Source organism: Streptomyces sp. NBC_00654 (assembly GCF_026341775.1).
GTDB lineage: Bacteria > Actinomycetota > Actinomycetes > Streptomycetales > Streptomycetaceae > Streptomyces.
Genome location: NZ_JAPEOB010000001.1, coordinates 3,600,076 through 3,623,139, shown reverse-complemented (window position 1 = coordinate 3,623,139; position 23,064 = coordinate 3,600,076). Strand labels below are relative to the sequence as shown.

Here is a 23,064-nt window from a genome sequence, read left to right as displayed (position 1 = left end):
GCTCACAGCTCCCAGGCGACGGGCAGTCCGGCCCCGGCGCCGTCCGCCGAGTAGTCGTGGGAGACGTCGAGCAGCTGGTCCATCCGGGCCTGCCAGGCGACGTTGACGGGGAGCTGCTCCAGTTCCGCCAGGAGCCGGGCGTAGTCCGCGCACTCGACGAGGTGGAAGAGATCGGTGCCGCTTCGCCAGATGGTCCAGGAGGTGGCGCCCGCCGCCCTGATGGCGCGGGTGAGTTCCGCCGGGACTTCGCGGTGCGCGGCCTCGTACTCCTCGATGCGGTCGGCGCGGACCTTGGTGTGCAGAGCGACCCTCATGTCAGTTCCCGTCCTCGTGTCCGTCCGTCATCAGCAGTCCTTCGGCGCGCAGGTCGTCCCAGAGCCCGTCCGGGATGCCGCCGCGCAGCAGGGCGGCGGCGTCGTGGACCTCGTCCGGGGAACGCGTACCGACGAGCACTCCGGCGACGGCGGGGTGGGCGAGGGGGAAGTGCAGGGCCGCGGCGCGCAGCGGCACACCGTGCCCCTCGGCGACGGCCCTCATCCGCAGGGCCCGGTCGAGCAGGGCCGGAGGGGCGGCGGCGTAGTCGTACCGCGCGCCGGGGCGCGGGTCGGCGAGGAGTCCGGAGTTGAAGACGCCGCCGACGACGACGCTCCTGCCGCGGGCGGCGGCCTCGGGCAGCAGGGCGGTCAGGGCGCTCCGGTCGAGAAGGGTGTAGCGGCCCGCGCACAGGACGGTGTCGACGTCGGTGTCGCGCAGGAACCGGGTGAGCATGGCGGTCTGGTTCATCCCGGCGCCGATCGCCCCGACGACGCCCTCGGCGCGCAGCCGCTCCAGCTCCGGGTACGCCTCGCGGAACGCCGCTTCCCCGTGGTCGTCGGGGTCGTGCAGATAGACGATGTCGACGCGGTCGAGGCCGAGCCGTTCGAGGCTGTCCTCGATGCTCCGGCGGACGCCGTCGGCGCTGAAGTCCCAGCGGCGCCGGTGGGTGGCGGGTACGGCGAACCCTTCGGAGAGCCCGTCGCCGGCGGGCCTGTCACCCGCGGGCAGCGGTTCGAGGATCCGCCCCACCTTGGTCGAGACCGTGTACGCGTCGCGGGGCCGGGTGCGCAGGGCTTCGCCGAGCCGCCGTTCTGAGAGGCCGAGGCCGTAGTGCGGCGCGGTGTCGAAGTAGCGGATGCCCTCGTCCCAGGCCGCGTCGACGGCGGCAGCGGCCTGTTCCGGGGTGACTGCGGTGAAGAGATTGCCGATGGCCGCTGCCCCGAAGGACAGTTCGGTGATCTCGACCGCACTGCGTCCGAGCCTGTTGCGCCGCATGGATCCGCCGCCCTCCCCGATGATCACTTTGATGTACAGAGCGAATATTCATCGGATCACTTGGGCGCGTCAACACTCCCGGCAGGAGCCATCACCAGGAATGCGGACAGATCTTCAGCGATCTGTCCGACCTATCACGCGCTTTCCCCGCCGCCGAGCGCCGCGGTCCGCGAGGTGACCGTCAGCGCGTACAGCTCCCCGAACTCCTCCTGGACCGCGGCCGCCAGCCGGTCGAGGTCCGAGAGCGCCTTGCCGTCGGCCACCAGCCCGACCTGCACCCGCCCTCCGTAGGTGGACAGCGCCACGGCGAGGGACTGCCCCCGGGCCAGCGGGGCCATCGGGTAGAGCGCGCGCAGGGGGCAGCCGCCGAGCGAGAGCGCGGAGCGCGGCAGCGGCACGCTGGTCACCAGAACGTCGAACAGCATCCGCGCGGCACCGGCGGCCAGCGGCGCCCCGAGCCGGTGGGCCAGGGGCGGCAGCCGATCGGCGAGTACGGCGACGGCGCCCGCGCCCTTCAGCGGTCCCGCCGCCTTGTTGCGGTCCATGGCGGTGCGGACCGCGCGAAGCCGCTCACGGCCGTCGGACTCGCCGACCGGCAGGCCGAGGAGGTATCCGGAGAGCAGGTTGCCGGTCACCGCCGCACCGCCCGGCCGCCGCCGGGAGACGGGCACCAGGGCACGCGGATCACCGGCGGGCAGCGGCTCGCCTCGCTCCAGCATCCAGCGCCGCAGCGCCCCGGCCACCACGGCGAGCAGGACGTCGTTGGCCGTGCCGCCCTCGGCCCGGCGGATCCGTCGGACCGCGGCGGCGTCGAGCTCCGCGGTGGCGATCCGCCGGGTGCCGCTGGAGGGCGCGGTGAGCGCGGTCGCACCCCGCGGACCGAAGCGCCCCGCCCGGACGACGGAGGCTCCCACGCCGAGCGCCCGGCCGACCTCACCGATCCGCCCCAGCGCCGTACCCACCACGTCACGGGGGTCCGGCAGCCACGAGCGCGGCGGTACGGGGGCGCGGCGGGCCGCGCCCCGGCCGCCGGTGACGGCCGCGATCTCGTCGAAGATCCCGGCGCCGATGGCGACGGCGCGCATCCCGTCGGCGAGCGCGTGGTGCAGCTTCACCAGTACGGCGAACGGCCCGCCGCCGGCACCCCCGATGAGGTACATCCGCCAGGGCGGCAGCCCCCTTCCGAGCGGCTGCTCCATCAGCTCCCCGGCCAGCCGGGTCGTCTGCTCCATGAAGTCGCCCTCGGCCAGGACCAGCCGCCTGACGTGGCGGTGGACATCGAAGTTCTTGTCCACGGCCCAGGCGCAGCCGCCGACCGGCAGCAGCACGTCCCGTACGCACATCCTCAGCCGGGGAATCGCGGCGGCCCGGTCGCCGAGCAGCCCCAGGATGTCCTGCGGGGTGACGCCGGGGGACGGCGAGAAGACGGCGAGCGCGCCGAGATGCATCGGGTGGGACGCGGATTCGAAGTGCCAGAAAGCCAGATCGAGAGGGGCCAGAAGCTCGGTGCCCAACGGGTCCTCATGTCATCGAAGGCAGAACCGCCGTACGGCCGCAGTCAATCCCTTGCGGTCGATTACGGTCAAGGACAGACTTGTTACGTATTGTTACCTTGCAGTACGGATCATTCTCCGCCGGGGACCCGTCACGCGCACGCGGGCCGGGCCTCTTGGGCGAGGTGCCTCAGCGGCTCACGGGACGCCGCCTCACAGCCGCTCAGGGATGAGGAACTCGCACCACACGCACTTGCCGTTGCCCCGGGACTCCACGCCCCAGACGTCGGCCAGCCGGTCCACGAGCATCAGGCCGCGCCCGGAGACTCCCGACTCCCCCGCGTCCCTGCGCCGCGGCAGAGCGCTGGAGCGGTCCTCGACATCGACGCGCAGCCGCCGCTCGGGCCCGGCGAGGACCCGGATCGTGACGATGGCCCCGCCGTCGGTGTGCATCAGCGCGTTGGTGATCAGCTCGTCGGCGGCCAGTTCGATCTCGTCCGCGCGGTCCTTGGCACCCCATGCCCGTACCGCCGCCCTGAGCATGTGCCGGGAGGAGCTCAGCGCCTCCGGGTCGTTCTGCGCGACGTGCTGCTGGAGCCGGCCGCCGGGCTGCGGTGCGTCGGCGGCCCTGCGGCGCAGGAGCAGCACCGCGACATCGTCCTCGCCGCCCCGTTCGTCGACGGCTTCGCAGAGCTGGTCGGCCAGCGTCTGCAGGTGCTGCGGGCCGTTCGTCACCATGGCGGTCAGCAGCTGCATGCCCTCGTCCAGATCGGTACCCGGCATTTCCACCAGGCCGTCGGTGTAGAGCACCAGCGTCTGGCCGGGGTCCAGCTCGACGGTGCTGACCGGGTACTCCAGCCGGCCGAACTCGGCCGAGAGGCCGAGCGGCAGCCCGCCCTCGACCGGCAGTCTGCGGCAGCTGCCGTCCGCGTCCCGCACCAGCGGGTCGACGTGCCCGGCCCGGACCAGTTGCACGACTCCGGTGGTCAGATCGGCCTCGGCGTAACTGCAGGTGGCGAACCGGTCGGTGTCGAGCTCATGGAGGAAGACGGAGGCCCGCGCCATCACGGTGGCCGGGCTGTGCCCCTCGGCCGCGTAGGCGCGCAGCACGATCCGGAGCTGCCCCATGACGGCCGCCGCGTGGGTGTCATGGCCCTGTACGTCTCCGATGACGGCGCCGACCCGGCCGCCGGGCAGCGGAATGATGTCGTACCAGTCGCCGCCGATGTCGCGCGCCAGGCGGGCCGAGCGGTAGCGGACGGCGACCTGCGCCCCGGGCACCTCGGGGATACGGCGCGGCAGCATCGCCTGCTGGAGCCCCTCGGCGAGGTCGTGCTCCTGCTCGTAGAGCATCGCGCGCTGGAGGCTCTGCGCGATCGAGCTGCCGAGCGCCACCATCAGATTGCGTTCATCGGCGGTGAAGCCCTCCTTGTCCCCGTAGAGCAGCCCGAGGGCGCCGATCGGGCGGGCCTGGGCGATCAGTGGCAGATAGGCGGCGGAGGTGATGCCGAGGTGGCTGATGCTGGGCCACAGGAGGGGGTACGAGGCGGCGAAGTCCTCGGCGGACTCGATGAAGCGCGGCGTGAGCGTGCGGACCACCTCACTCATGGGGTACGGCTCGTCCGTCCGGGTGTACCGGGTGCCCGGCACATACGCCCCGTCGGGCCCGTCGGCCACGAGATGGATGCGCCCCGCCTCCAGCAGCCCCACGACGAGGCTGGTCGCACCGAGGTGCGCGAGCCCCTGGGAGTTGTTGAGCACGTCGATGACGTCCTTGACGGTACGGGCGTGCGCCAGGGCCGCCGTGGTGCCCTCCACCAGACTGGTGCGGCGCCGGCGGTCCTGGTCCACTTCCAGCCGGGCGGTCGAGTCGGCCAGCTCCTGGGTGGCGTCGCGGACGATTCCGATGATGCGACGGGGCCGGCCGGTGGGGTCCCGCCGGACGAAGCCCTGGGTATGGGTCCAGCGCAGGGTCCCGTCGCGCCGCTGGATACGGAAGTACACGCCGTAGTTGGCGGACCCGCTCTTCAGCGCCTGCGAGACCATGCTGTCCAGCCGGATGCCCTCGTCCGTCGGTACGCGCACGGCGAGCGACTCCGGCCGGTCGTCGTACTCCTCGGGGCTCAGGTCGAACACGTCGAGGGCGGGCCGGTCCATGTGCATCAGGCCGCTGTCCAGATCCCAGTCGAAGCTGCCCATACGGTTCAGGGCGAGGCTGAGGTCCGGGTGGGCGGGCCAGTCGTCGGGGAGTGACAGGGCACCCGCTACCCGATCATCCATGTGGGTCACTCTGCCATCATTTGTCCGATTCTTCGAGCGTTCCCACGCCCCTGCTCCCCACCCTCGCCCGCAGCCCGCCGCCGCACCCGCCCCGCACCCGCACCCGGCCCCGCTCAGCCCGCGAAGGGCTCGGGGGCGGCCGGCTCGGCGGGTCCGTCGGGAAGGACCGGGGCCGGTCCGTCCGGGTACCCGTCCGGGTGGACGGGATCGGCCGGGTGGCCGGGGTCGGGGTCACCGGGGCCGTCGGGCGGCAGGTCGGTGGGGGTGTCCGTGGGCATGCCGGGCGTCACGGGGTCCCGGTCCGGGTCGCCGTCACCGCCCGTCGGGCATCCCGTGGGTGCCGCGGTCCCTGCGTCACGGCCCGGCCGGGCCGGCGCCGGACAGTCCGTACGCCCCGTCCCGCCGGAGGGCGTGGGGTCGGCGGAACCGGACGGGTCCGCCGGGCGCGACGGTGGCAGGATGTCGTCGCCCGGCTCGAACGGCGGCGGGACGTCCGGAACCTTGTCCCGGCCTCCGCCGTCACCCATGGGCCGCTCGATCCAGGTGTTGTCCGCGACATCGACGATGACCAGATGGGTGATCACCTGCGCGCTGGAGCGGATGACCGTGACCCGGGACGGGTCGTGGCCCGCCCAGGGCTCGCCGCGGTGCGCGACCCGGCCCTTCGCGACGACGGGCGGGTCCAGCGGGTTGCCGCAGGCGCAGCGGACCCGCGGCAGGCCCCTGCTGTCGACCATGACGGCGGTGCCCGACTGGAGCAGGGACTGGAAGCTGGTGGCCGCGCCCGCCTCGTAGCCGTGGCTGGTCACCTGGACATCGGCCCGCAGAACGACGGGGGTCAGCGATCTCAGGTACCCGGGGATCTGTACCGGCTCGATGCCCGCGGCCCCGGCGAAGGCGCGCCCCTTGGCCCGGTCGGTGGTCAGGAAGCGGATCTGCTGTTCGACGTCGCAGGCCGCGGCGGAGCGGGTGCCGCCGTAGAGTCCCGGGGCCGCCCCGGACACGGCCCGCGCCCTCCGGACGTCGCCCGGGGGCCTGGCGGTCGACTTCGCGGTGACGGACGGCGCGGGCGCGGGCCTCGCCGTCGACCCGGTGAACGGAGCCGGTCCCGCCACCGCCACCGGCTGGAGAAGGACCTCCGCGGCCTCGGCGGTGCCGGGGGTACCGCGCGCCGCCCCGTCGCCGCCGTCGCCGCAGCCCGCGGCGAACAGGACTCCGGCGGACAGCGCGGCGAGCATCGCGCGCCGCAGATGCCGGGAGGCCGGACCGGGCGGCGCCTGCCGGCCTGTGTCAGTCTGTCTGGCCACGTCGACCTGCCTGTTCACATCGGGCGGATGGGCGACTCCCATCTCTTGGGCACGTCACGCCCGCCCGCAAGCCGGCATGGGGCACATGGCGCACACGACGTACCACCCAGCGTCTTGAACGCGTTCAAGGAAAGCCCTACTCTCGACCCAGCTGTTGAACATGTTCAAAGGGGCTGCCCGGCGCCGTGTCCGGGGCGCCGCCCACCCGGAAGGCGGGACCGCATGACGACGTTCACCTACCCGGAGGTCGGGGCCACCCGGCTCGGCCCGCTCCCGAGCGGCTACCACCATCTCCACCACCGCACCCGGGTGGGCCGGGGCCGGTCCGACTTCCGGGCCGCGGGCGCCGCGGTCACGGAGTGGCGGATGCACCGCACCTCGGGCGCCCGGGTGAACGCCTCGGCGGCACGGGCGGAGGCGGGCGGCGGCGTCCAGGTGTCGCTGGGGCTCGGCCCCGTCCGGTTCACCGCCCCGTGCGAGGTGGTCTGGACCGCGTACGAGAAGGACCGCACCGGCTTCGGCTACGGGACGCTGGAGCGGCATCCCGAACGCGGCGAGGAGTGTTTCGTGGTGGATCTGGCGGACGACGGCACGGTCTGGTTCACGGTCATGGCGTTCTCCCGCCCGGCGAGCTGGTACGCCCGGCTCGCCGGGCCGCTCGTGCCGCCCGTACAGCTCTGGTACGCGCGGAGGCTGGGCCGGACCCTGCGCCGAATCGTGGCCGTGAGCTGAACCCTGGCCGATACTGGGAGGGATGGAGTGGTTCACCGCAGACGGCTACTGGCTCAGCAGGCTGATCTTCCAGCGGGCACTGGCCGTGGTCTATCTGGTCGCCTTCCTCGCCGCCGCGCTCCAGTTCCGTGCGCTGATCGGCGAGCGCGGCATGCTGCCCGTACCGGAGCTGCTGCGGCGCACTCACTGGCGGGAGGCTCCCGGTCTCTTCCGGCTCCACTACTCCGACCGGTTCTTCGCCGCCGTCGCCTGGAGCGGCTGCGCCATCTCGGTGGCCCTGATCGCCGGACTCGACGGACACCTTCCGCTGTGGGGCGGGATGCTGCTCTGGGCTCTGCCATGGGTGCTGTACCTGTCGATCGTCCAGGTCGGCCAGGTCTGGTACGGCTTCGGCTGGGAGTCCCTGCTGCTGGAGACGGGGTTCCTCGCCGTCTTTCTCGGTACCGGGGACACCACGCCGCCGGTGCTGGTGCTGTGGCTGCTGCGCTGGCTGCTCTTCCGGGTGGAGTTCGGTGCCGGGCTCATCAAGATCCGGGGCGACGCGTGCTGGCGGCGGCTGACCTGTCTGGACTTCCACCACGAGACCCAGCCGATGCCGGGGCCGCTGAGCTGGTTCTTCCACCGTCTGCCGAGACCGGTGCACAGGGTCGAGGCGGCCGCCAACCATGTCACCCAGCTTCTGGTCCCCTTCCTCCTGTTCACCCCGCAGCCGGTGGCGAGCGCGGCCGCGGGGCTGATGGTCATCACCCAGCTGTGGCTGGTCCTGTCCGGGAACTTCGCCTGGCTGAACTGGCTGACGATCACTCTCGCCCTCTCCGCGGTCGACTGGCGTCCGATCGGCGGCCGGCCTCCCGCGCTGTCGGCGCCGCCGCTCTGGTACGAGGTGGCCGTCATCGCGGTCACCGCGCTGATCCTGGTCCTCAGCTACCGCCCGGCGCGCAATCTGCTCTCCCGCCGTCAGGTGATGAACCGGTCCTTCGATCCCCTGCATCTGGTCAATACCTACGGGGCGTTCGGCAGCATCAGCAGGCTCCGGCTCGAAGTCGTGGTGGAGGGGACGGCCGATCCGGTCGCCCACGACGGGGCGCACTGGCGGGAGTACGGCTTCCGCGGCAAGCCGGGCGATCCGCGCCGTGCGGCACGGCAGTTCGCCCCCTATCACCTGCGGCTCGACTGGATGATGTGGTTCGCGGCCCTCTCCCCCGCCTACGCCCGTCCGTGGTTCGGGCCGTTCGCCGAGCGGCTCCTGAGGAACGACCGCGACACGCTCCGGCTGCTGCGGCACAATCCGTTCCCCGGCACACCGCCCGCGCACGTCCGCGCCAGGGTGTACCACTACCGGTACACCGACTGGCGCGAACTGCGGGCCACCGGACGCTGGTGGCACCGGACCTACGTACGGGAGTTCATGCGGCCGATGGCCCGGCCGGTGCCGCGCAGGACGACCAGGCGACCGTGAACACCCAGGCGCGCTCCCCCGTCCGGCGCGCCGCCGCGGGCACATCGATCACGAGTGGGCCGCCCGTGGTGCGCCGGCTGAGCGGCCGGTCGTCCCCGAGGAGCGTCATCCGGTCGCCGACGACATGACGCGTCCGGGCCGGGGCCTGCCACCGGCCCGGACACGCGCTCCCGGTCCCCTGCCGCCCGCTTCCGGGCGCTCGGCCGTCCGCGCTACTTGGCATCCTCGCGGGACTTCAGCAACCGGCCGATCTGCTCCACGAGTTCGGAGTCGCTGGTGCCTTCCCTGCCCTGGACCAGCGCGCCCAGCCGCTCGGCGGTCCGGAAGTCGTAGGCCCGCTCCACCTCTTCGCCCGGCACACTGCCGTACTCGTCGCGGGCACGGAATCCGACGGTCAGGTCCACCGCCTTCGCGATGATCCAGGTGAGGACGAAGGAGAACGCGATCACCGAGACGATGGCGACGAGCTGCTTGCCCAGCAGCCCCCAGCCGCCGCCGTAGAACAGCCCCTCCTTGCCGCTGATCCGCGCGGTGGCGAACAGCCCGACCATGATCAGACCGATCAGACCGCCCACCCCGTGCACACCGACGACGTCCAGGGTGTCGTCCACGCCGAAGCGGTACTTCAGCGTGATGGCGAAGGCGCAGACGGCGCCGACGACCAGACCGGTGATGACGGCTCCGAGGGTGTTGATCTCCCCGCAGGCCGGGGTGATGGCGACCATGCCCGCGACGGCGGAGGAGACGACACCCATGGTGGTGACCCGGCCGGTGCGCCACCTCTCCACCAGCGGCCAAATGACCATGGCACCCGCCGCGCCGAGCTGGGTGTTCAGGAAGGCGGCCGCCGCGGTGCCCTGGTCGGAGAGCGCGGAGCCGGAGTTGAAGCCGAACCACCCGAACCAGAGGAGTGCGACACCGACGACGACGAGCGGGATGTTGTTCGGCTGCTCCTCGCGGCGTGCGAAGTCGCGCGGTGCGCGCAGTACCAGTGCCACCGCGAGCCCCGCGACACCGGAATTCAGCTCCACCGGCAGACCGCCGGCGAAGTCGAGTGCCCCCAGATGCTTCACGATCCAGCCGTCCTGGTCGAACACCCAGTGCGCGACCGGGATGTAGACGATGAGCAGCCACAGGACGACGAAGACGAGCCAGCCCTTCATCGTGGCGCGGTCGGCGATCGAGCCGCTGATCAGCGCGACGGTGATGATGGCGAAGCCCATCTGGAAGGTGCTGTAGACGTACGTGGGGATGTGACCGGTGAGGGTGTTCAGTTCGATCCCGCGCATGAACACATGGTCGAGATCGCCGATCACTCCCGCTCCTCCGACATCGGGGCCGAAGGCGAGTGTGTAGCCGATCACCCACCAGACGATGGTGCCGAAGGCGAGCGCGGCGAAACTCATCTTGATCATCATCAGGATGTGTTTGGTGCGCACCATACCGCCGTAGAAGAACGCCAGTCCCGGCGTCATCAGCAGCACCATCGCGGTGGAGGCGAGCAGCCAGGCGGTGTCGCCGGAGTCGTACGCGGGGGGCATCGGCGCGGGGGCGGTGATCATCGAGGGACACCTCGTGGGGGAGGGGGTGGGAGCGTTCGTGGGCCGGGCGGGTTCTTCCGGAGACGGACTAGGCTTTACGCAGGTCGGGGGCCGGGTGGCCGGTGAGCAGACGGCGTACGGCGTCCCAGGCGGCGTCCTTCGCGGCGGCGACCCGGACCGGGCTGTCGTCGAGGAGCCGTACCCAGGCGCCGCACTCCCGCGGCAGCACGCTGACGCCGTACAGCAGTCCGCGTTCCGCCAGTGCGTGGTGCAGGGTGTCGGCGACCTCGGCCGCGGGTCTGCGGTCGGTGACGACATAGAGCGAGGCCACATGATCGTGCCCGGCGAACACCCCGGGCCCCAGGACCTCCGCCCGGCCCCGGCCGCCGCCCGGCGCCAGCCGCAGGGTGTCGATGGCCAGCAGGGTGCCGTCGGGGCGGCGGATGCGCAGGTCCGTGGCGAGCACCCGGTAGTCGTGACGCTCGCCGCGGGCGAGCCGCCCGGCGGTGACGGTGTCGCCGAGGACGACGGTGGCACCGGGCGCGACGGTCACGTCGGTGTGCTGGTAGAACCGGGCGTCCCTGAACGGGATCAGCGGGTCGGGGAGGTATTCGACGTAGGAGCCCTCCGCCGCCGTGATGTGCACGCGCTGGCTCGCGTAGTCGTGCTCCATCCGGAAGATCTTGCTCGCCGCCTGGGTGGTCAGATGCACCTGGGTGCCGGGGCCGCAGCGGAAGTCCATCCGGTAGCGGTCGGCCTGGGCGATCCCGCCGCCGGTGGCCATCAGATACACGTAACTCATCCCGGGCAGCGCCGGATCGATCCACAACGGCCGCATGATCTGCAACGGCGTCTTCTGGTAGCGCTCGACCAGCTCCGTGCGCCCGCCCCGGACGGCGAAGCCCAGGTCCAGGATGCCGACCTTCGCCGGTGAGCCGGGGGCGAGCGTATCGGGCAGGGACGCCAGCTCCCCCACCTCCGGGGGGACGCGCGCCGCCGTGTAGTACCCCGGCGCGAGCCGGTCCGTGGCGGACCGCGGCGCCATGGGGGGTACGGGGGCGGGCGGCATGTCAGATCAGCACCTTGCGGCGGGATTCCAGATAGCCCGCGATGTCCTCGATACCGATGCCGGTGAGACAGTCGGTGAGGACGACGGGGCGGTTGTCACGGACCCGGTGGGCGTCGGACTCCATGATCCCGATGTCCGTGCGCACATACTTCGCGATATCGATCTTGTTGATGACGAGCAGATCGGAATCGGTGATACCGGGGCCCCGCTTACGCGGCATCTTCTCGCCCTCGGCGGTGTCCAGGACGAACAGGAAGAGATCGACGAGGGCCGGGCTGAACGTCAGTGTGAGGTTGTCGCCGCCGGACTCGTACAACAGCGTGTCGGTGTCCGGGAACCGCTCCAGCATCTCGGCACCCGCCGCCAGATTCATCGTCGGGTCGTCGCGGACGGCCGTGTGCGGACAGGCGCCCGTCTCGACACCGACCACCCGCTCCGGTTCCAGGATCCCGTCGAGCGTGCGGCGGATGTGCTGGGCGTCCTCCTGGGTGTAGATGTCATTGGTGATGACGGAGGGACGGTGGCCCCGGGCGATGAGCACGGGCACCAGCGCCTCGATGAGGGCGGTCTTGCCCGAGCCGACCGGTCCGCCGACGCCGACCCTCAGTACGTTGTCGTCCATGGTGCTCCCTTGTCCGGTGGGGTGGATGGTCAGCTGGCGAAGAGGCGCGCCTCGGCGCGTTCGTGGCGGCCCGACATGACGTCGGAGGCGAAGACGGTGGCGCCGACATCGGCGAGTTCGCGCCGCAGCGCCTCTTCGACGACACGCTCGATGACGGGTGCGGCTCCCCGCAGCAGGGTCTGGGCCTTCCGGTGGTCGGTCAGCCTGAGCCGCAGGGCCGCACCGGCGAAGCTGGCGCAGAACGCGAACAGGTCGGCCGCGACGGCCTGGCGGACCGGGACCCCGGTCGCGGCGTAGATGACCCCGGCGGCGACCGCCTGGGTGCCGGGCGCCTCCCGGCGCCGGACCCGGTCGAAGTAGGCGGTGATCGACGGCCGGTCGAAGACCTCCGCCCCCAGGTCGAGGAGCTGCCGCCCGGTCCGGGTGGACGCCTGGCGCATCTCCCGGCCCAGTTTGGTGGCGAACAGATGCTCGTCGATGTCCGCCACCGCGTCCAGGTCGCCCGACGCCGCGGCCCGGTGGGCGAGGGCGAGGGCGGTGGCGTCCGCCGGACCGACGCCGTGCACCAGCAGGTCCTCCAGCAGCGACGGCAGGGTGGCGGCGTCGACGGCCCCCGCGTGGGCGTATCCCTCCAGGCTGTGGGACAGCGTGTAGAAGCCGCTCGGGAAGGCCGAATCGGTCAGCTGGAGACCGGTCAGCAGCGCCGCGAGGTCCGGTCCGGTCCCGGCGGGCCCGGCCGGCGGCACCACGGGTGGCGGTGCCGGGGCGGCCGGGCGGCCGGGATGCTCGCGCTCGTTGAGGTACATCGGGGTTTCAGGCCCTAGACCAGGAAGAACAGGTGGTTGAGGGGCAGTTCCTCGGCCGGGTCGATCGTCGCGACCTTGCCGTCGAGGGTGACCTTGAAGGTCTCCGGGTCCACCTGGATGTCCGGCAGCGCGTTGTTGCGCACCATGTTGTGCTTGCCGATCGTGCGGGTACCGCGCACCGGCAGGATCGTGCGGTCCAGGCCGAGTTCCGCCGGGACGCCCGCGGCGATGCCCGCCTGCGACATGAAGGTGACATGGGTGGCCGGCAGCGCCTTGCCGAACTGCCCGAACATCGGACGGTAGATGACCGGCTGCGGAGTGGGCAGTGAGGCGTTCGGGTCGCCCATCTGCGCCCAGGAGATGATGCCGCCCTTGATGACCATCTTCGGCTTGGCGCCGAAGGAGTGGATGGGCCAGAGCACGATGTCGGCGATCTTCCCCTTCTCCAGGGAGCCCACATGGTCGGCGATACCGGTGGCGATGGCCGGGTTGATGGTGACCTTCGCCAGATAGCGCAGGACCCGCTGGTTGTCGTTGCGGGCGGAGTCGCCCTCCAGGATTCCCAGCTTGTCCTTGCAGTGGTGCGCCGTCTGGAAGGCGCGGGTCACCGACTCACCGACCCGGCCCATGGCCTGGGAGTCGGAGGAGAACATGCTGATCACGCCGAGGTCGTGGAGCACCGACTCGGCGGCGATCGTCTCGGCGCGGACCCGGCTGTCGGCGAAGGACACGTCCTCGGGGATGTCATGGCTGAGGTGGTGACAGACCATGACCATGTCGAGGAGTTCATCGACGGAGTTCTTGGTGTAGGGCAGCGTCGGGTTGGTCGAGGACGGCAGGATGTTGGGCTCGCCGGCCACTCGCATGATGTCGGGGGCGTGACCGCCGCCCGCGCCCTCGCTGTGGAAGGTGTGGATCGCGCGGCCGTCGATCGCGGAGCGGGTGTCCTCGAAGAAGCCGCTCTCGTTCAGGCTGTCGGTGTGGATGGACACCTGGACGTCGTAGCGGTCCGCGACATTGAGCGCGTTGTCGATGACGGCCGGGGTGGCACCCCAGTCCTCGTGGACCTTCAGGGCACAGGCTCCGGCCTCGATCTGCTCGTCGAGGGCCTCCGGCAGACTGCCGTTCCCCTTGCCCATGATGCCCAGGTTCACCGGCCAGGCCTCGGCAGCCTGGAGGAAACGGGCGATGTTGTAGGGACCGGGGGTGCACGTGGTGCCGTTGGTGCCGTCCGAGGGACCGGTACCACCGCCGATGAGGGTGGTGATGCCGTTGGTCAGCGCCTGTTCGGCCTGCTGCGGGGCGATCAGGTGGACGTGGCTGTCGATGGCCCCGGCGGTGGCGATGAGGTGCTCGCCCGCGATGGCCTCGGTACCCGGGCCGATGACCAGGTTCGGGTCGACGTTGTTCTGCGTCTGCGGATTGCCGGACTTGCCGATCCCGGCGATCATCCCGTTCTTGATCCCGATGTCGCACTTGACGACGCCCACCATGGGGTCGATGACCACGACATTGGTGATGACGGTGTCCAGCGCGCCCTGGCCGCTGGTCGCCTGCGGGGAGGCCGCCATGCCGTCACGCATGGTCTTTCCGCCGCCGTAGAGGACCTCGTCGCCGTACTGGCCCTCGCTGAAGTCCTTCTCGACCTCGACGACGAGGTTGGTGTCGGCGAGGTGGAACCGGTCACCGACCGTCGGGCCGAACATGTCGGTGTACTGCTTGCGGGGCAGGATGGGCATCAGCGCGAACCCTTCTTCTTGGTCTTCGCGCTCTTGGCGCCGGTCGTGGATTTCGCGTTCTTGGCGCCCGCGGCGGCCTTCCCGCCCTTGGCACCTGCCGCGGCCTTCGCGCTCCTGGCGCTCGGAGCGGCCTTCACGCTCCTGGTGCCGGGCGTGGCCTTCGCGTTCTTGGCACCGGTCGTGGTCTTCGGGCTCGCGTTCTTGCGCGGGCTCTTCGCGCGGGGCGCCACCGCGGCCTTCGGGGGCTGTTCGGCGCCCTGGAAGCCCTGCTCGATGGCCTTGCGCACGGCCTCGACCTTCGCGGGGTGGGAGGCGAGGCTGCCGTTGAGCAGTCCGCTGAAGCCGACGAGCCGGCCCGTTCCGGCATAGGCGCAGAGTTCGACCTCGCGCGTGCCGCCGGGTTCGATGCGTACGGAGGTGCCTGCCGGGATGTTGAGGTGCATGCCGAGCGCCTGCTGGCGGTCGAAGGACAGCGCGGAGTTCACCTCGAAGAAGTGGTAGTGCGAGCCGACCTGGACCGCGCGGTCGCCGGTATTGCTGACGGTGAGCGTCACCGTGCGGCGGCCCGCGTTGATCTCGACGGGGTCCTTGCCGTAGATGTATTTCTGACGGAACGTCATGCGGAGCTCCTGAGAACGTGTCCCGCGCCGGGGGCGTGCGGGTGCTGATGCGGGTGCTCGTGGCTGTCGTCGTGCCGGCCCCCGCCGTGGGCGGGGACATGGACGTGACCATGGCTGTGGCCGGGTGCCTGACCGTGCTCGTGGCCGTGCTCGTGGCCGTGCTCGTGGCCCTCGCCCGGTGGGTGGGTGTGGTGGTGGCCGTGGTGGTCGGCGGCGCCCAGTCCGGCGGCGATCCCGTCGTCGCCGTGCTCGCGTCGGCGCAGGGCGTCAAAGACCCGTTCGGCGAGCACCCGCAGCAGGGCGGAGCGCGACACCGGCGGGCCGGCGACGGTGACCCGGGCGCCCGGCACCTCCGGGACCCCGGGCACCGCGAACGCCGCCGGCAGCACCACCACCCGGGCGGCGCCCAGCAGCAGACAGCGCCGCACCCCCTGCGCGGGATCGGGGTCACCGCCGGTGAACGCCACCTCGACCAGCGGGTGGTTCCCGTAGCGCCGCACGAGACTCGCGACCCGGTACAGCTCGGCGTCCTCGAACGGATCCCCGGAAGGTGCCGTGACGAGCAGCGCGTCGGAGGCCGGTACCCGGCCCGCGGCGGCCCGCAGCCAGCCGACGAGGTGCTGCGCGGTGCCGAACGGTTCGGCCAGGACCGTCCCCGCCCGGTCCTTCGCGGGCAGCGCCCGGAGCGTACGGGCGGTGTCGGCGACGAGTTCGGGGTCGCGCCCGAGCGTCATCGGTACGACACAGCTCTCCTCCCCCCGGCGGCCCAGCTCCGCAAGACACCGGAACAGCTCCCGTCCGCCGGGCACCACGGTCACGTCCGGACCCGTCAGGTCCGCCACGGCCCGCCCGTACGCGGCCTCGTGTCCGCAGACAACGATCACCCGGCATCGCCCGGCCACCGGGGTCAGCCGCCGATGGGGTCGTGGCAGGAGACGAGCTTCGTGCCGTCGACGAAGGACGCCTCGACCTGGAGCAGGCCGAGCATCTCCCGTACGCCGGGCATCGTGTCGTCCTCGCCAACGACATGGCGGCCGAGTTCCATGCAGTCGGCCACGCTCCTTCCGTCCCGGGCCGCTTCGAGGATGGCTTCGGTGATCAGTGCCACCGACTCGCTGTAGTTGAGCTTGAGACCGCGGCCCTGGCGTTTGCGGGCCAGGTCGGCCACGACGTACACGAGCAGTTTGTCGATCTCGCGAGGCGCGAGGTTCATCGTCGGTACCTTCCTCGTCGGGGATGTGCGGCAACACGTGGGCGGACGGGCGGGGTCAGTCGCTCGGGCGGAAGCGCGGCAGGAGCGGCACGGCGGCCATGAGGACCCAGGTCGTGAGGATGAACGGCCAGGTGAAGGTATGGCCGCCGAAGGGTTTGAACAGTGAGGTCAGCGATGCCGTCAGGCCGGTGGTGGCGGCGGCTCCGAACAGCGCGTACACCGCGTTCCAGACAGTGCCGGCCAGCAGGACCGCACCGACGGCGATGGCCACGAGAACCGCGTTGTAGCCGTAGATCCCGTTGGCGATCAGTTCGGCGGGCGCTCCGAGCGCCCAGGCGGCGAAGATCCCGACGGCACTGCCCGCGACGGCGAACAGGACCACACGGACCCCGGCGAGGGCCAGGCCCACGAGCATGATCAGTCCGACATACCAGTCGTCGACCAGGAACACCTGCGAGACGTTGGTGAAGAAGCCGTGCCAGAGGTCGTCCCAGGACAGTGCGGTGTCCCCGCTGGTCGTGCTGGACACGGGTGCCGGGTCACCGTGCCAGATCCGGCCGAAGGAGGGCGCTCCGAGCACCATGACTCCGGAGACCAGGCAGAACGGCGCGGTGAGCGCGGTCAGTCCGTAGGGGGCGAGCAGTGTGGTGAGGGCCGCCATGAGGAGCGTGCACATGATGGCGCCGATGACGGCGAGCACATAGGTGGCCGGATGGTGGCCCAGCGAGCTGACGAGGGCGATGCCGGTGAGGCAGCCGCAGTACCCCTGGAGACCCAGCGCGATGCCCGAGCGGTCCACGCCGAGGGCGTAGGCGGTGGCGGTGGAGATCAGTGTGCCGAGGGTGGCGAAGAGACCGGTCTCCCAGCCCGCCGCCCACAGTCCGAGAAGGATGACGGCGCCCGTCCAGGCGCCGGGCTGGAGATCCACCTGACCGACTCCGCGCACGGAGGCGAGTAAGTAGGCCAGCGGCTGCGGTGCCTTCGACCTCTGGTGCTGTCGCGCTTCGGCGGAGGGCACGAGGAACTCCGTAACTCAGCAGGGAAACATGGCGGCGAAGCCACCCGGGGAACGGAGGTGGCAGCCAATGATAGATATATCCCATTTGCTTACTTTCGCCCCACCGGAGAATCCGGATGGCTGCGCCGGAGGAGTGACGGCCCGCAGCCCCGCGCGGTCGGTACGCCGGGGGCGCCATCGCCGCCCCGTACGGTCCACAGGTGTCCCTCAGATCCCCTTCGCGCGAACACGCTCACCCCGATCACTCCCCCGGCAGACAGGGCCCCGTGGTCGCCGCCGTGGCCGTCGGCGGCGCCATCGGCGCCGGGGCACGCTACGGCGCGGAGCGCCTGTGGCCGGACGGGGAGTCGTCCTTCCCCTGGACCGTCCTGCTGATCAACGCCGTGGGCTGTCTGCTGATGGGGATCCTGATGGTGGCCCTCAAGGAACGGTTCACCGGTGCGCCGGCTCTGCTGAATCCACTGCTGGGCACCGGCGCGCTCGGCGGATTCACCACGTTCTCCCACTACACCGACGACGTGCGCCGGCTGTTCGAGGAGGGATCCCCCGGGTACGCGGTCGGCTGCCTGGTCCTGACCGTCGTCGCGGCTCTCGCGGGTGTGACCGCGGGCGTGTACGCCACGCGCGCGGTGCTGGGCCGCCGGAGCGGCAACGGGGTGACCGCATGACGCTCGACTGGCTGCTCGTCCTGGCCGGCGGTCTCGTGGGCGCCCCGCTCCGCTATCTGACCGGAGCCGCGGTCACGTCCCGCGTCCACACCGCCATCCCCTGGGGCACCTTCGCGGCGAACGCGGCCGCCGCGCTGATCCTCGGATTCGTCGCCGAAGGGGCGTCCGAGGGGGATCTGGGGTCCCGGGTCCACCTGCTGCTGGCCACCGGTTTCTGCGGGGCCCTGTCGACCTGGTCGACGCTCTCGTACGAGCTGCTGGCCCTGGCCTCCGCACGCCGCGTCGCCGCGGCCGGCGCCTACCTGTGCGTCAGCGTCGGCGCGGGCGTGGGACTGTCCTTCGCCGGGGCCGCCCTGGCCGGCGCGGTCCGGTGACGGGACCGGCCGCGCGGGCCCGGGCTGCCGGGCCTCTCGCACCACCGAGCCCCGGTCCCCCGCGGGTGCGGGAGCCGGGGCTCGGCGGTGCGGTGTGCGGCTACGACTGTCAGTCGATGCCGGGCAGGATGTGCGGCTCGGCGAGGTCGTCCTCGTAGCCGGCCAGCCGGATGGGTGCGGACCTGGCCCAGACCTCGATGTTCCGGAGCTTCTCGGGCCGTCCGGCCCGCTCTCCGTGCCCTTCGGCGGGCCGCTTCTCGTCCTTCGTCAGTTCTGGTGTCACCGCGCACTCCTCTGTGTCGCGTAACCCCGGACAGTTACGGCGCGACCTCTCGGCCGTGGACCGACCGCCCTCGGGGGCAGGGGCAGGAACAGTTCGGTCGCGGTGGCGCCGGCATGGGGCGGGACGACGACCTGGTTGCAGGCCTGTCCCAGGACGGTCGAGGAAGGTTCGTGGATCCCTCGGTGCCGTCCGTTCACTTCAGAGTAACCAAATGAGCGTCATCGCGCTCGACAGAACGTGTGGCCTGGGTCACTTTCCGCCATCGGCGGATCCGGGGGCCGGGAGAACCGGCCCCGGATCACCAGCCCGCGGGCGCGTAGTCCTTGAGGAAGCAGCCGTACAGCTCTTCGCCCTCTTCCCCGCGCACGATCGGGTCGTAGACCCGGGCGGCACCGTCGACCAGGTCGAGAGGGGCGTGGAAGCCCTCCTCGGCGAGGCGCATCTTGTCGGGGTGCGGACGCTCGTCCGTGATCCATCCGGTGTCGACGGCGGTCATCAGGATGCCGTCCTTCTCGAACATCTCCTGGGCGCTGGTGCGGGTCAGCATGTTCAGGGCGGCCTTGGCCATGTTGGTGTGCGGGTGGCCGGCGCCCTTGTAACCGCGGCTGAAGACCCCCTCCATCGCGGAGACGTTCACCACGTACGCGCGCTTCGCGGCCGTGGCCGCCATCGCCGGGCGGAGCCGGCTGATCAGGATGAACGGCGCGGTCGAGTTGCAGAGCTGGACTTCGAGGAGCTCGATCGGCTCGACCTCCTCGACCGTCTGGATCCAGCTGTTGGTGTCGTGCAGGTCCGGGACGAGCCCGCCCGCGTCGATCGCGGTACCGGCGGCGATGCGCGCCGGCGAGGCCGAGCCCGTGACCAGGGCGAGCTCGGTGACGTCCTGCGCGCTGAGCCCCTCCCTGCGGGCGGCGGGCAGCGCGGCGACCCGGTCCACGGTGCCGCTGCCGAAGGTGCCGATCACCTCGGCCGCGGGCAGCTCGCCCGCGGGCAGCGGCGCCGATTCCGCACCGACCAGCTCGCTGTACGCCTGCGGGGACCGGCGCACGGTCTGGGCGGCGTTGTTGATCAGGATGTCCAGGGGCCCCTCGGCGGCGACCGAGTCGGCGAGAGCCACGACCTGGGCCGGGTCACGGAGGTCGATGCCGACGATCTTCAGCCGGTGGATCCACTCGTCGCTGTCCGGCATCGCCTTGAAGCGGCGGATCGCGTCGTTGGGGAAGCGGGTGGTGATGGTGGTGTGCGCACCGTCGCGCAGCAGCCGCAGCGCGATGTACATACCGATCTTCGCCCGGCCGCCGGTGAGCAGCGCACGGCGCCCCGTGAGGTCCGTCCGGGCGTCGCGCCGGGCCCGGTTCTCCTTGGCGCACCGCTGACAGAGCTGGTGGTAGAAGGCGTCCACCTCGACGTAGCGGGTCTTGCAGATGTAGCAGGACCGGGGCCGCTGGAGTATCCCGGCGATCTCCGCCTCGGCCGAGGACGAGGGCAGGACGCCCTGGGTCTCGTCGTCGATGCGCTCGGCGGAGCCGGTCGCGGTGGCTTCGGTGACGGCCTTGTCGTGCGCGGTCTTCGCCGCCCGGCGCTCCTGGCGGCGGCGCTGCTTCACCGTGCGGTAGACGCCCGCGGTGGCCCGGCGCACGGCGACGGCGTCCGGGTGGTCGATCTCGATGGAGTCGAGTTCGTCGAGCACGCTCAGGCAGACGGCCAGTCGCTCCGGGTCGATACCGGCACCGAACTCTTCGATTCCGGGAGCGAACTCCGGGTTGTCCTCTGTCACCGTCATTGCCGATCCTCTGCCATCTGTCCCTGCGGGCCACTGGTCACCGCAGGCCGAAACACCCCGGTCAAGTCTGCCATGAGCCGAACGCTGCTCCGTTCGTGTCCGCCCGACCCTTTGTCGACATCCGTTCGACGATTTATCGACATGGACTCGACCTGCGGCAGAAGAGCGCGCCCGGACGCATGACCTCCGTATTGCTGGGCAGGCGCGCATCGACACATCCGACGGCAGGGAGGGCGACACCATGGCGGCCATGTCCGTGCGAACCACCGGAGCCGACCCGGGCACACTGCCCTGGATCGAGGAGACCGGGAAGGTCGCGCCACAGGACGCCCGCGCCCTGTCGAAGGTGTTCTTCGACCGGCTCCAGGTCCTTGAGGAGGGCACGCACGAGTACCAGTACGCGCGCAACACCCTCATCGAGATGAACCTGTCGCTGGTGCGTTTCGCCGCCTCCCGGTTCCGCAACCGCGGCGGTGACGACACCGAGGACATCATCCAGGTCGGCACCATCGGGCTGATCAAGGCGATCGACCGCTTCGACCTGTCCCGGGAGGTCGAGTTCGCCACCTTCGCCGTGCCGTACATCGTCGGCGAGATCAAGCGCTTCTTCCGGGACACCTCCTGGTCCGTCCACGTGCCGCGGCGGCTCCAGGAACTGCGCGTGGACCTGGCGAAGGCCAAGGAACAGCTGTCGGCGGAGCTGGACCGCGAACCCACGGTCAAGGAGCTCGCCGCCCGTCTGGACCTCCCGGAGGAGGAGATCATCGAGGGTCTGGTCGCCGCCAACGGCTATTCGGCGGGTTCCCTCGACACCCCGTCGGCCGACAGCGACTCGGGTCAGGACCAGCGGGCCTACGCGGATCTGCTGGGCGAGACGGACCCCGCCATGGAGACCGTCGAAAACCTGCACACCCTGGCGCCGCTCCTGGAGCAGCTGGACGAGCGGGAGCGCAGAATCGTCCAGATGCGGTTCGGGGACGAGATGACGCAGGCACAGATCGGCGCGGAGCTGGGCGTCTCCCAGATGCATGTGTCGCGGCTGCTGTCGCGGATCGTGCAACGCCTGCGCACGGGCATGTCCGTGGTGGCCTGACGGATCGTCCGCTCGCGTTCCGGCCCCCTCGCGCCGGTGAGGGGGCCGGAACGCGTGCCGGCCCTCCCCCGCGGCACCCCCCGGTCCGCCGGGTGTTGGAGCGGACCGGGACGGAACCCGTAGGATTTCCCCGCCCCCTCGTGGGGCCGCCGGAATCCGGCCGGAGTGAGATGTCCGGACGCGGGTAGACGACCGGCGAGAAAGCGAATCCGACCATCCCCGCAGCGCCCTGGCTGGAGCTCATGAACGAACAGGTCACCTCGCGACCGGTCGGCCGCTCCGAGGAGTCACGGCCCACCGAGATGCTGCACAGCGCCGCCGTGTTCGACGGCGAGCCGGGCTGCATAGCGCAGGCCCGTGCCCTGGCCGACCGGTTCCTGGCGCGGCTCGCGGCCGAATGGCTGGCGGTGCTGGGGGAACACACCCGCAACGACCTGATGCTGGCGGTCAGCGAACTGGTCACCAACGCCGACCGGTACAGCCACGGGCCCTATCTCCTGGAGCTGGAGGGCACCGCCGAGCGCATCAGCGTCACGGTGTACGACAGCAGCACGGCACTGCCCGTGCTCTACGCGCCCGATCCGGCCCGGCCCGGCGGCCACGGCATGGAGATCGTCGTCGCGCTGTGCGACCGGCTGACCGCCGAGCGGGTGCCGGTGGGCAAGCGCATCCGGGCGGAGTTCGAGCTGAGCAGTTGAGCGGTCGCCGAGTGGCCGGGGAACCGGTCGGCCGGAGGACGGCGGCCCGGAGGACGGCGGCCCGGACCCGTCAGCGCGCCACGGGTGGTGCGTCGAAGACGCAGTCGCCGCACAGCCCGCCCGCCGGACACCGGTAGTACAGACAGCAACTGCGCCGCCGGAACGCCGGTGTGTGCGGAGCACCGGTGGTCCGCAGGTCCGGATCGTCGAAGAGTTCGGCCCCCAGCGCACGGGCCCGGTGCGCCACGTCCGGGCGGGAGTTCGTCCGCGCCCAGGCGACGAGTTCGCGTACGGCACCGGCGAGCGCCGAGCCCGCGTTGCCCCACAGCAGCCGGCCGGAGATGTTCCCGTCGCGCCGCATCGCCGCGGCGAGCGGCACGAGGTGTCCGTACTGGACGGCCTCGCGCAGCCGCTCGGCGGTGCCCGGCACCGCTTCCGGGTCCGCCAGCCACAGGTCGTCCGGGGAGGTGTGCTCCGGGTCCCAGTGCAGTGCCTCGGGCGCGATGTCCGGGAACTGGCCGAAAAGCGCGGCCGGCCCCAGCGCGACGGACCAGAGCCGCGCCGCGAGACCGAGGTGGGCGATGGAGGCGGCGACCCGGCGCTCGGGAGCCTGGAGCCGGGCGGCGACCCTGTCGATACGGGCCGTGAGCGGCGCCGTTTCCCCTGCGTACAGCCGTGCCAGCGGCCGGTGGGCCCCCTCGGGGACGGGGGCGGTCCTGAGGGCGAAGAATCCGCCCACCGAGGCCGCTCGGGTCAGGTCCATGCTCGGCTCCTCCTCGGGCCGGTCACAGCCCGTCCGCCTTGTTCCGGCCACTCGATGTGCCGGATCAGCAGCTCACCGTATCCGCAGGGGCCCAACTTCTGAGCCCTGGGGGAAGGAGGACTACCGTCAGGAGGAGGACGTAGGCGTTACGCCCGTACTACTAGAGCAGTACGCCGAATCGCCGACTCAAGG

22 protein-coding genes and 1 pseudogene are annotated in these 23,064 nt (G+C 71.5%); 6 read left to right on the top strand and 17 right to left on the bottom strand.

Translation table 11 applies throughout. The annotated features are described in order from the left end of the window. Positions 1-2: 2 nt before the first annotated feature. The 5 genes from OHA98_RS15525 to OHA98_RS15505 all read right to left on the bottom strand — a co-directional run bounded on the left by OHA98_RS15525 (position 3) and on the right by OHA98_RS15505 (position 6,391). On the bottom strand, positions 3-314 hold the full coding sequence (locus tag OHA98_RS15525; protein WP_266926197.1) for an L-rhamnose mutarotase: 312 nt from the start codon (positions 312-314) through the stop codon (positions 3-5). Between the two features lies 1 nt (position 315). Further along, positions 316-1,311 (bottom strand): aldo/keto reductase, encoded by a 996-nt coding sequence (locus OHA98_RS15520; RefSeq protein WP_266926195.1) that lies wholly within the window; start codon positions 1,309-1,311, stop codon positions 316-318. 134 nt (positions 1,312-1,445) lie between these two features. After that, on the bottom strand, positions 1,446-2,825 hold the full coding sequence (locus OHA98_RS15515) for a wax ester/triacylglycerol synthase family O-acyltransferase (RefSeq protein WP_266926193.1): 1,380 nt from the start codon (positions 2,823-2,825) through the stop codon (positions 1,446-1,448). Positions 2,826-3,017: 192 nt separating this feature from the next. Beyond that, positions 3,018-5,084 (bottom strand): SpoIIE family protein phosphatase, encoded by a 2,067-nt coding sequence (locus OHA98_RS15510; protein ID WP_266926191.1) that lies wholly within the window; start codon positions 5,082-5,084, stop codon positions 3,018-3,020. Positions 5,085-5,197: 113 nt separating this feature from the next. Further along, positions 5,198-6,391 (bottom strand): DUF6777 domain-containing protein, encoded by a 1,194-nt coding sequence (locus OHA98_RS15505; RefSeq protein ID WP_266926189.1) that lies wholly within the window; start codon positions 6,389-6,391, stop codon positions 5,198-5,200. A gap of 222 nt (positions 6,392-6,613) precedes the next feature. Here OHA98_RS15505 and OHA98_RS15500 point away from each other — a divergent pair, with 222 nt between their 5' ends. Both OHA98_RS15500 and OHA98_RS15495 read left to right on the top strand, forming a co-directional pair. Next, positions 6,614-7,123 carry a DUF1990 family protein gene (locus OHA98_RS15500; RefSeq protein WP_266926187.1) on the top strand — a complete coding sequence of 170 codons (510 nt, stop codon included), beginning with the start codon at positions 6,614-6,616 and terminating at the stop codon, positions 7,121-7,123. 22 nt (positions 7,124-7,145) lie between these two features. Beyond that, positions 7,146-8,582, top strand: coding sequence for a lipase maturation factor family protein (locus OHA98_RS15495; RefSeq protein ID WP_266926185.1), 1,437 nt, complete (start codon positions 7,146-7,148; stop codon positions 8,580-8,582). Positions 8,583-8,794: 212 nt separating this feature from the next. Here the strand turns inward: OHA98_RS15495 and OHA98_RS15490 are convergent, their stop codons facing one another. The 9 genes and pseudogenes from OHA98_RS15490 to OHA98_RS15450 all read right to left on the bottom strand — a co-directional run bounded on the left by OHA98_RS15490 (position 8,795) and on the right by OHA98_RS15450 (position 17,210). Then, positions 8,795-10,144, bottom strand: a complete 1,350-nt coding sequence (locus OHA98_RS15490; protein ID WP_266926183.1) for an ammonium transporter — start codon at positions 10,142-10,144, stop codon at positions 8,795-8,797. A gap of 67 nt (positions 10,145-10,211) precedes the next feature. Beyond that, on the bottom strand, positions 10,212-11,192 hold the full coding sequence (locus OHA98_RS15485) for an urease accessory protein UreD (RefSeq protein WP_266926181.1): 981 nt from the start codon (positions 11,190-11,192) through the stop codon (positions 10,212-10,214). Between the two features lies 1 nt (position 11,193). Then, positions 11,194-11,814, bottom strand: a complete 621-nt coding sequence (gene ureG, locus OHA98_RS15480; RefSeq protein WP_266926180.1) for an urease accessory protein UreG — start codon at positions 11,812-11,814, stop codon at positions 11,194-11,196. Between the two features lie 29 nt (positions 11,815-11,843). After that, complete coding sequence (locus OHA98_RS15475) at positions 11,844-12,620, bottom strand: urease accessory protein UreF (protein ID WP_266926179.1); 777 nt, start codon at positions 12,618-12,620, stop codon at positions 11,844-11,846. Positions 12,621-12,634: 14 nt separating this feature from the next. Continuing rightward, on the bottom strand, positions 12,635-14,359 hold the full coding sequence (gene ureC / locus OHA98_RS15470; protein ID WP_266926177.1) for an urease subunit alpha: 1,725 nt from the start codon (positions 14,357-14,359) through the stop codon (positions 12,635-12,637). A 248-nt stretch (positions 14,360-14,607) separates the two neighbouring features. Further along, a pseudogene (locus OHA98_RS15465) lies at positions 14,608-14,979 on the bottom strand (urease subunit beta); the annotation flags it as partial. Then, positions 14,976-15,881 (bottom strand): cobalamin biosynthesis protein CbiX, encoded by a 906-nt coding sequence (locus OHA98_RS15460; protein WP_266926175.1) that lies wholly within the window; start codon positions 15,879-15,881, stop codon positions 14,976-14,978. The gene OHA98_RS15460 and the pseudogene OHA98_RS15465, both read right to left, overlap by 4 nt. Positions 15,882-15,886: 5 nt before the next feature. Further along, entirely contained in the window at positions 15,887-16,192 is a 306-nt protein-coding gene (locus tag OHA98_RS15455) for an urease subunit gamma (RefSeq protein WP_266926174.1), read from the bottom strand. 55 nt (positions 16,193-16,247) lie between these two features. Then, positions 16,248-17,210: an urea transporter gene (locus tag OHA98_RS15450; RefSeq protein WP_266926172.1), complete on the bottom strand. Its 963-nt coding sequence runs from the start codon at positions 17,208-17,210 to the stop codon at positions 16,248-16,250. Positions 17,211-17,410: 200 nt separating this feature from the next. Between OHA98_RS15450 and OHA98_RS15445 the strand changes: the two genes are divergently transcribed. Both OHA98_RS15445 and OHA98_RS15440 read left to right on the top strand, forming a co-directional pair. Further along, a complete protein-coding gene (locus tag OHA98_RS15445; protein ID WP_266926171.1) occupies positions 17,411-17,878 on the top strand; it encodes a CrcB family protein in 468 nt (155 codons plus the stop codon). Next, on the top strand, positions 17,875-18,252 hold the full coding sequence (locus tag OHA98_RS15440) for a CrcB family protein (RefSeq protein WP_266926169.1): 378 nt from the start codon (positions 17,875-17,877) through the stop codon (positions 18,250-18,252). Before OHA98_RS15445 ends, OHA98_RS15440 begins: the two co-directional genes overlap by 4 nt. Positions 18,253-18,361: 109 nt before the next feature. Here OHA98_RS15440 and OHA98_RS15435 read toward each other — a convergent pair whose 3' ends face one another. Then, positions 18,362-18,535 carry a hypothetical protein gene (locus tag OHA98_RS15435; RefSeq protein ID WP_266926167.1) on the bottom strand — a complete coding sequence of 58 codons (174 nt, stop codon included), beginning with the start codon at positions 18,533-18,535 and terminating at the stop codon, positions 18,362-18,364. A gap of 298 nt (positions 18,536-18,833) precedes the next feature. After that, a complete protein-coding gene (locus tag OHA98_RS15430; RefSeq protein WP_266926165.1) occupies positions 18,834-20,318 on the bottom strand; it encodes an SDR family NAD(P)-dependent oxidoreductase in 1,485 nt (494 codons plus the stop codon). A gap of 241 nt (positions 20,319-20,559) precedes the next feature. On the opposite strand from OHA98_RS15430, the gene OHA98_RS15425 reads away from it, so the two are divergent. Next, complete coding sequence (locus OHA98_RS15425; RefSeq protein ID WP_266926163.1) at positions 20,560-21,411, top strand: RNA polymerase sigma factor SigF; 852 nt, start codon at positions 20,560-20,562, stop codon at positions 21,409-21,411. 242 nt (positions 21,412-21,653) lie between these two features. Beyond that, a complete protein-coding gene (locus OHA98_RS15420) occupies positions 21,654-22,109 on the top strand; it encodes an ATP-binding protein (RefSeq protein ID WP_266926161.1) in 456 nt (151 codons plus the stop codon). Positions 22,110-22,179: 70 nt separating this feature from the next. Here OHA98_RS15420 and OHA98_RS15415 read toward each other — a convergent pair whose 3' ends face one another. After that, a complete protein-coding gene (locus OHA98_RS15415; RefSeq protein ID WP_266926159.1) occupies positions 22,180-22,872 on the bottom strand; it encodes a (2Fe-2S)-binding protein in 693 nt (230 codons plus the stop codon). Between the last annotated feature and the right edge of the window lie 192 nt (positions 22,873-23,064).

Excerpts from the sequence above, each read along its gene's own strand:
- OHA98_RS15525 (WP_266926197.1), bottom strand. The coding sequence starts at position 314 with ATGAGGGTCGCTCTGCACACCAAGGTCCGCGCCGACCGCATCGAGGAG.
- OHA98_RS15520 (WP_266926195.1), bottom strand. The coding sequence starts at position 1,311 with ATGCGGCGCAACAGGCTCGGACGCAGTGCGGTCGAGATCACCGAACTG.
- OHA98_RS15510 (WP_266926191.1), bottom strand. The coding sequence starts at position 5,084 with ATGGATGATCGGGTAGCGGGTGCCCTGTCACTCCCCGACGACTGGCCC.
- OHA98_RS15500 (WP_266926187.1), top strand. The coding sequence starts at position 6,614 with ATGACGACGTTCACCTACCCGGAGGTCGGGGCCACCCGGCTCGGCCCG.
- OHA98_RS15495 (WP_266926185.1), top strand. The coding sequence starts at position 7,146 with ATGGAGTGGTTCACCGCAGACGGCTACTGGCTCAGCAGGCTGATCTTC.
- OHA98_RS15490 (WP_266926183.1), bottom strand. The coding sequence starts at position 10,144 with ATGATCACCGCCCCCGCGCCGATGCCCCCCGCGTACGACTCCGGCGAC.
- OHA98_RS15485 (WP_266926181.1), bottom strand. The coding sequence starts at position 11,192 with ATGCCGCCCGCCCCCGTACCCCCCATGGCGCCGCGGTCCGCCACGGAC.
- ureG (WP_266926180.1), bottom strand. The coding sequence starts at position 11,814 with ATGGACGACAACGTACTGAGGGTCGGCGTCGGCGGACCGGTCGGCTCG.
- OHA98_RS15475 (WP_266926179.1), bottom strand. The coding sequence starts at position 12,620 with ATGTACCTCAACGAGCGCGAGCATCCCGGCCGCCCGGCCGCCCCGGCA.
- ureC (WP_266926177.1), bottom strand. The coding sequence starts at position 14,359 with ATGCCCATCCTGCCCCGCAAGCAGTACACCGACATGTTCGGCCCGACG.
- OHA98_RS15455 (WP_266926174.1), bottom strand. The coding sequence starts at position 16,192 with ATGAACCTCGCGCCTCGCGAGATCGACAAACTGCTCGTGTACGTCGTG.
- OHA98_RS15440 (WP_266926169.1), top strand. The coding sequence starts at position 17,875 with ATGACGCTCGACTGGCTGCTCGTCCTGGCCGGCGGTCTCGTGGGCGCC.
- OHA98_RS15430 (WP_266926165.1), bottom strand. The coding sequence starts at position 20,318 with ATGACGGTGACAGAGGACAACCCGGAGTTCGCTCCCGGAATCGAAGAG.
- OHA98_RS15425 (WP_266926163.1), top strand. The coding sequence starts at position 20,560 with ATGGCGGCCATGTCCGTGCGAACCACCGGAGCCGACCCGGGCACACTG.
- OHA98_RS15420 (WP_266926161.1), top strand. The coding sequence starts at position 21,654 with ATGAACGAACAGGTCACCTCGCGACCGGTCGGCCGCTCCGAGGAGTCA.
- OHA98_RS15415 (WP_266926159.1), bottom strand. The coding sequence starts at position 22,872 with ATGGACCTGACCCGAGCGGCCTCGGTGGGCGGATTCTTCGCCCTCAGG.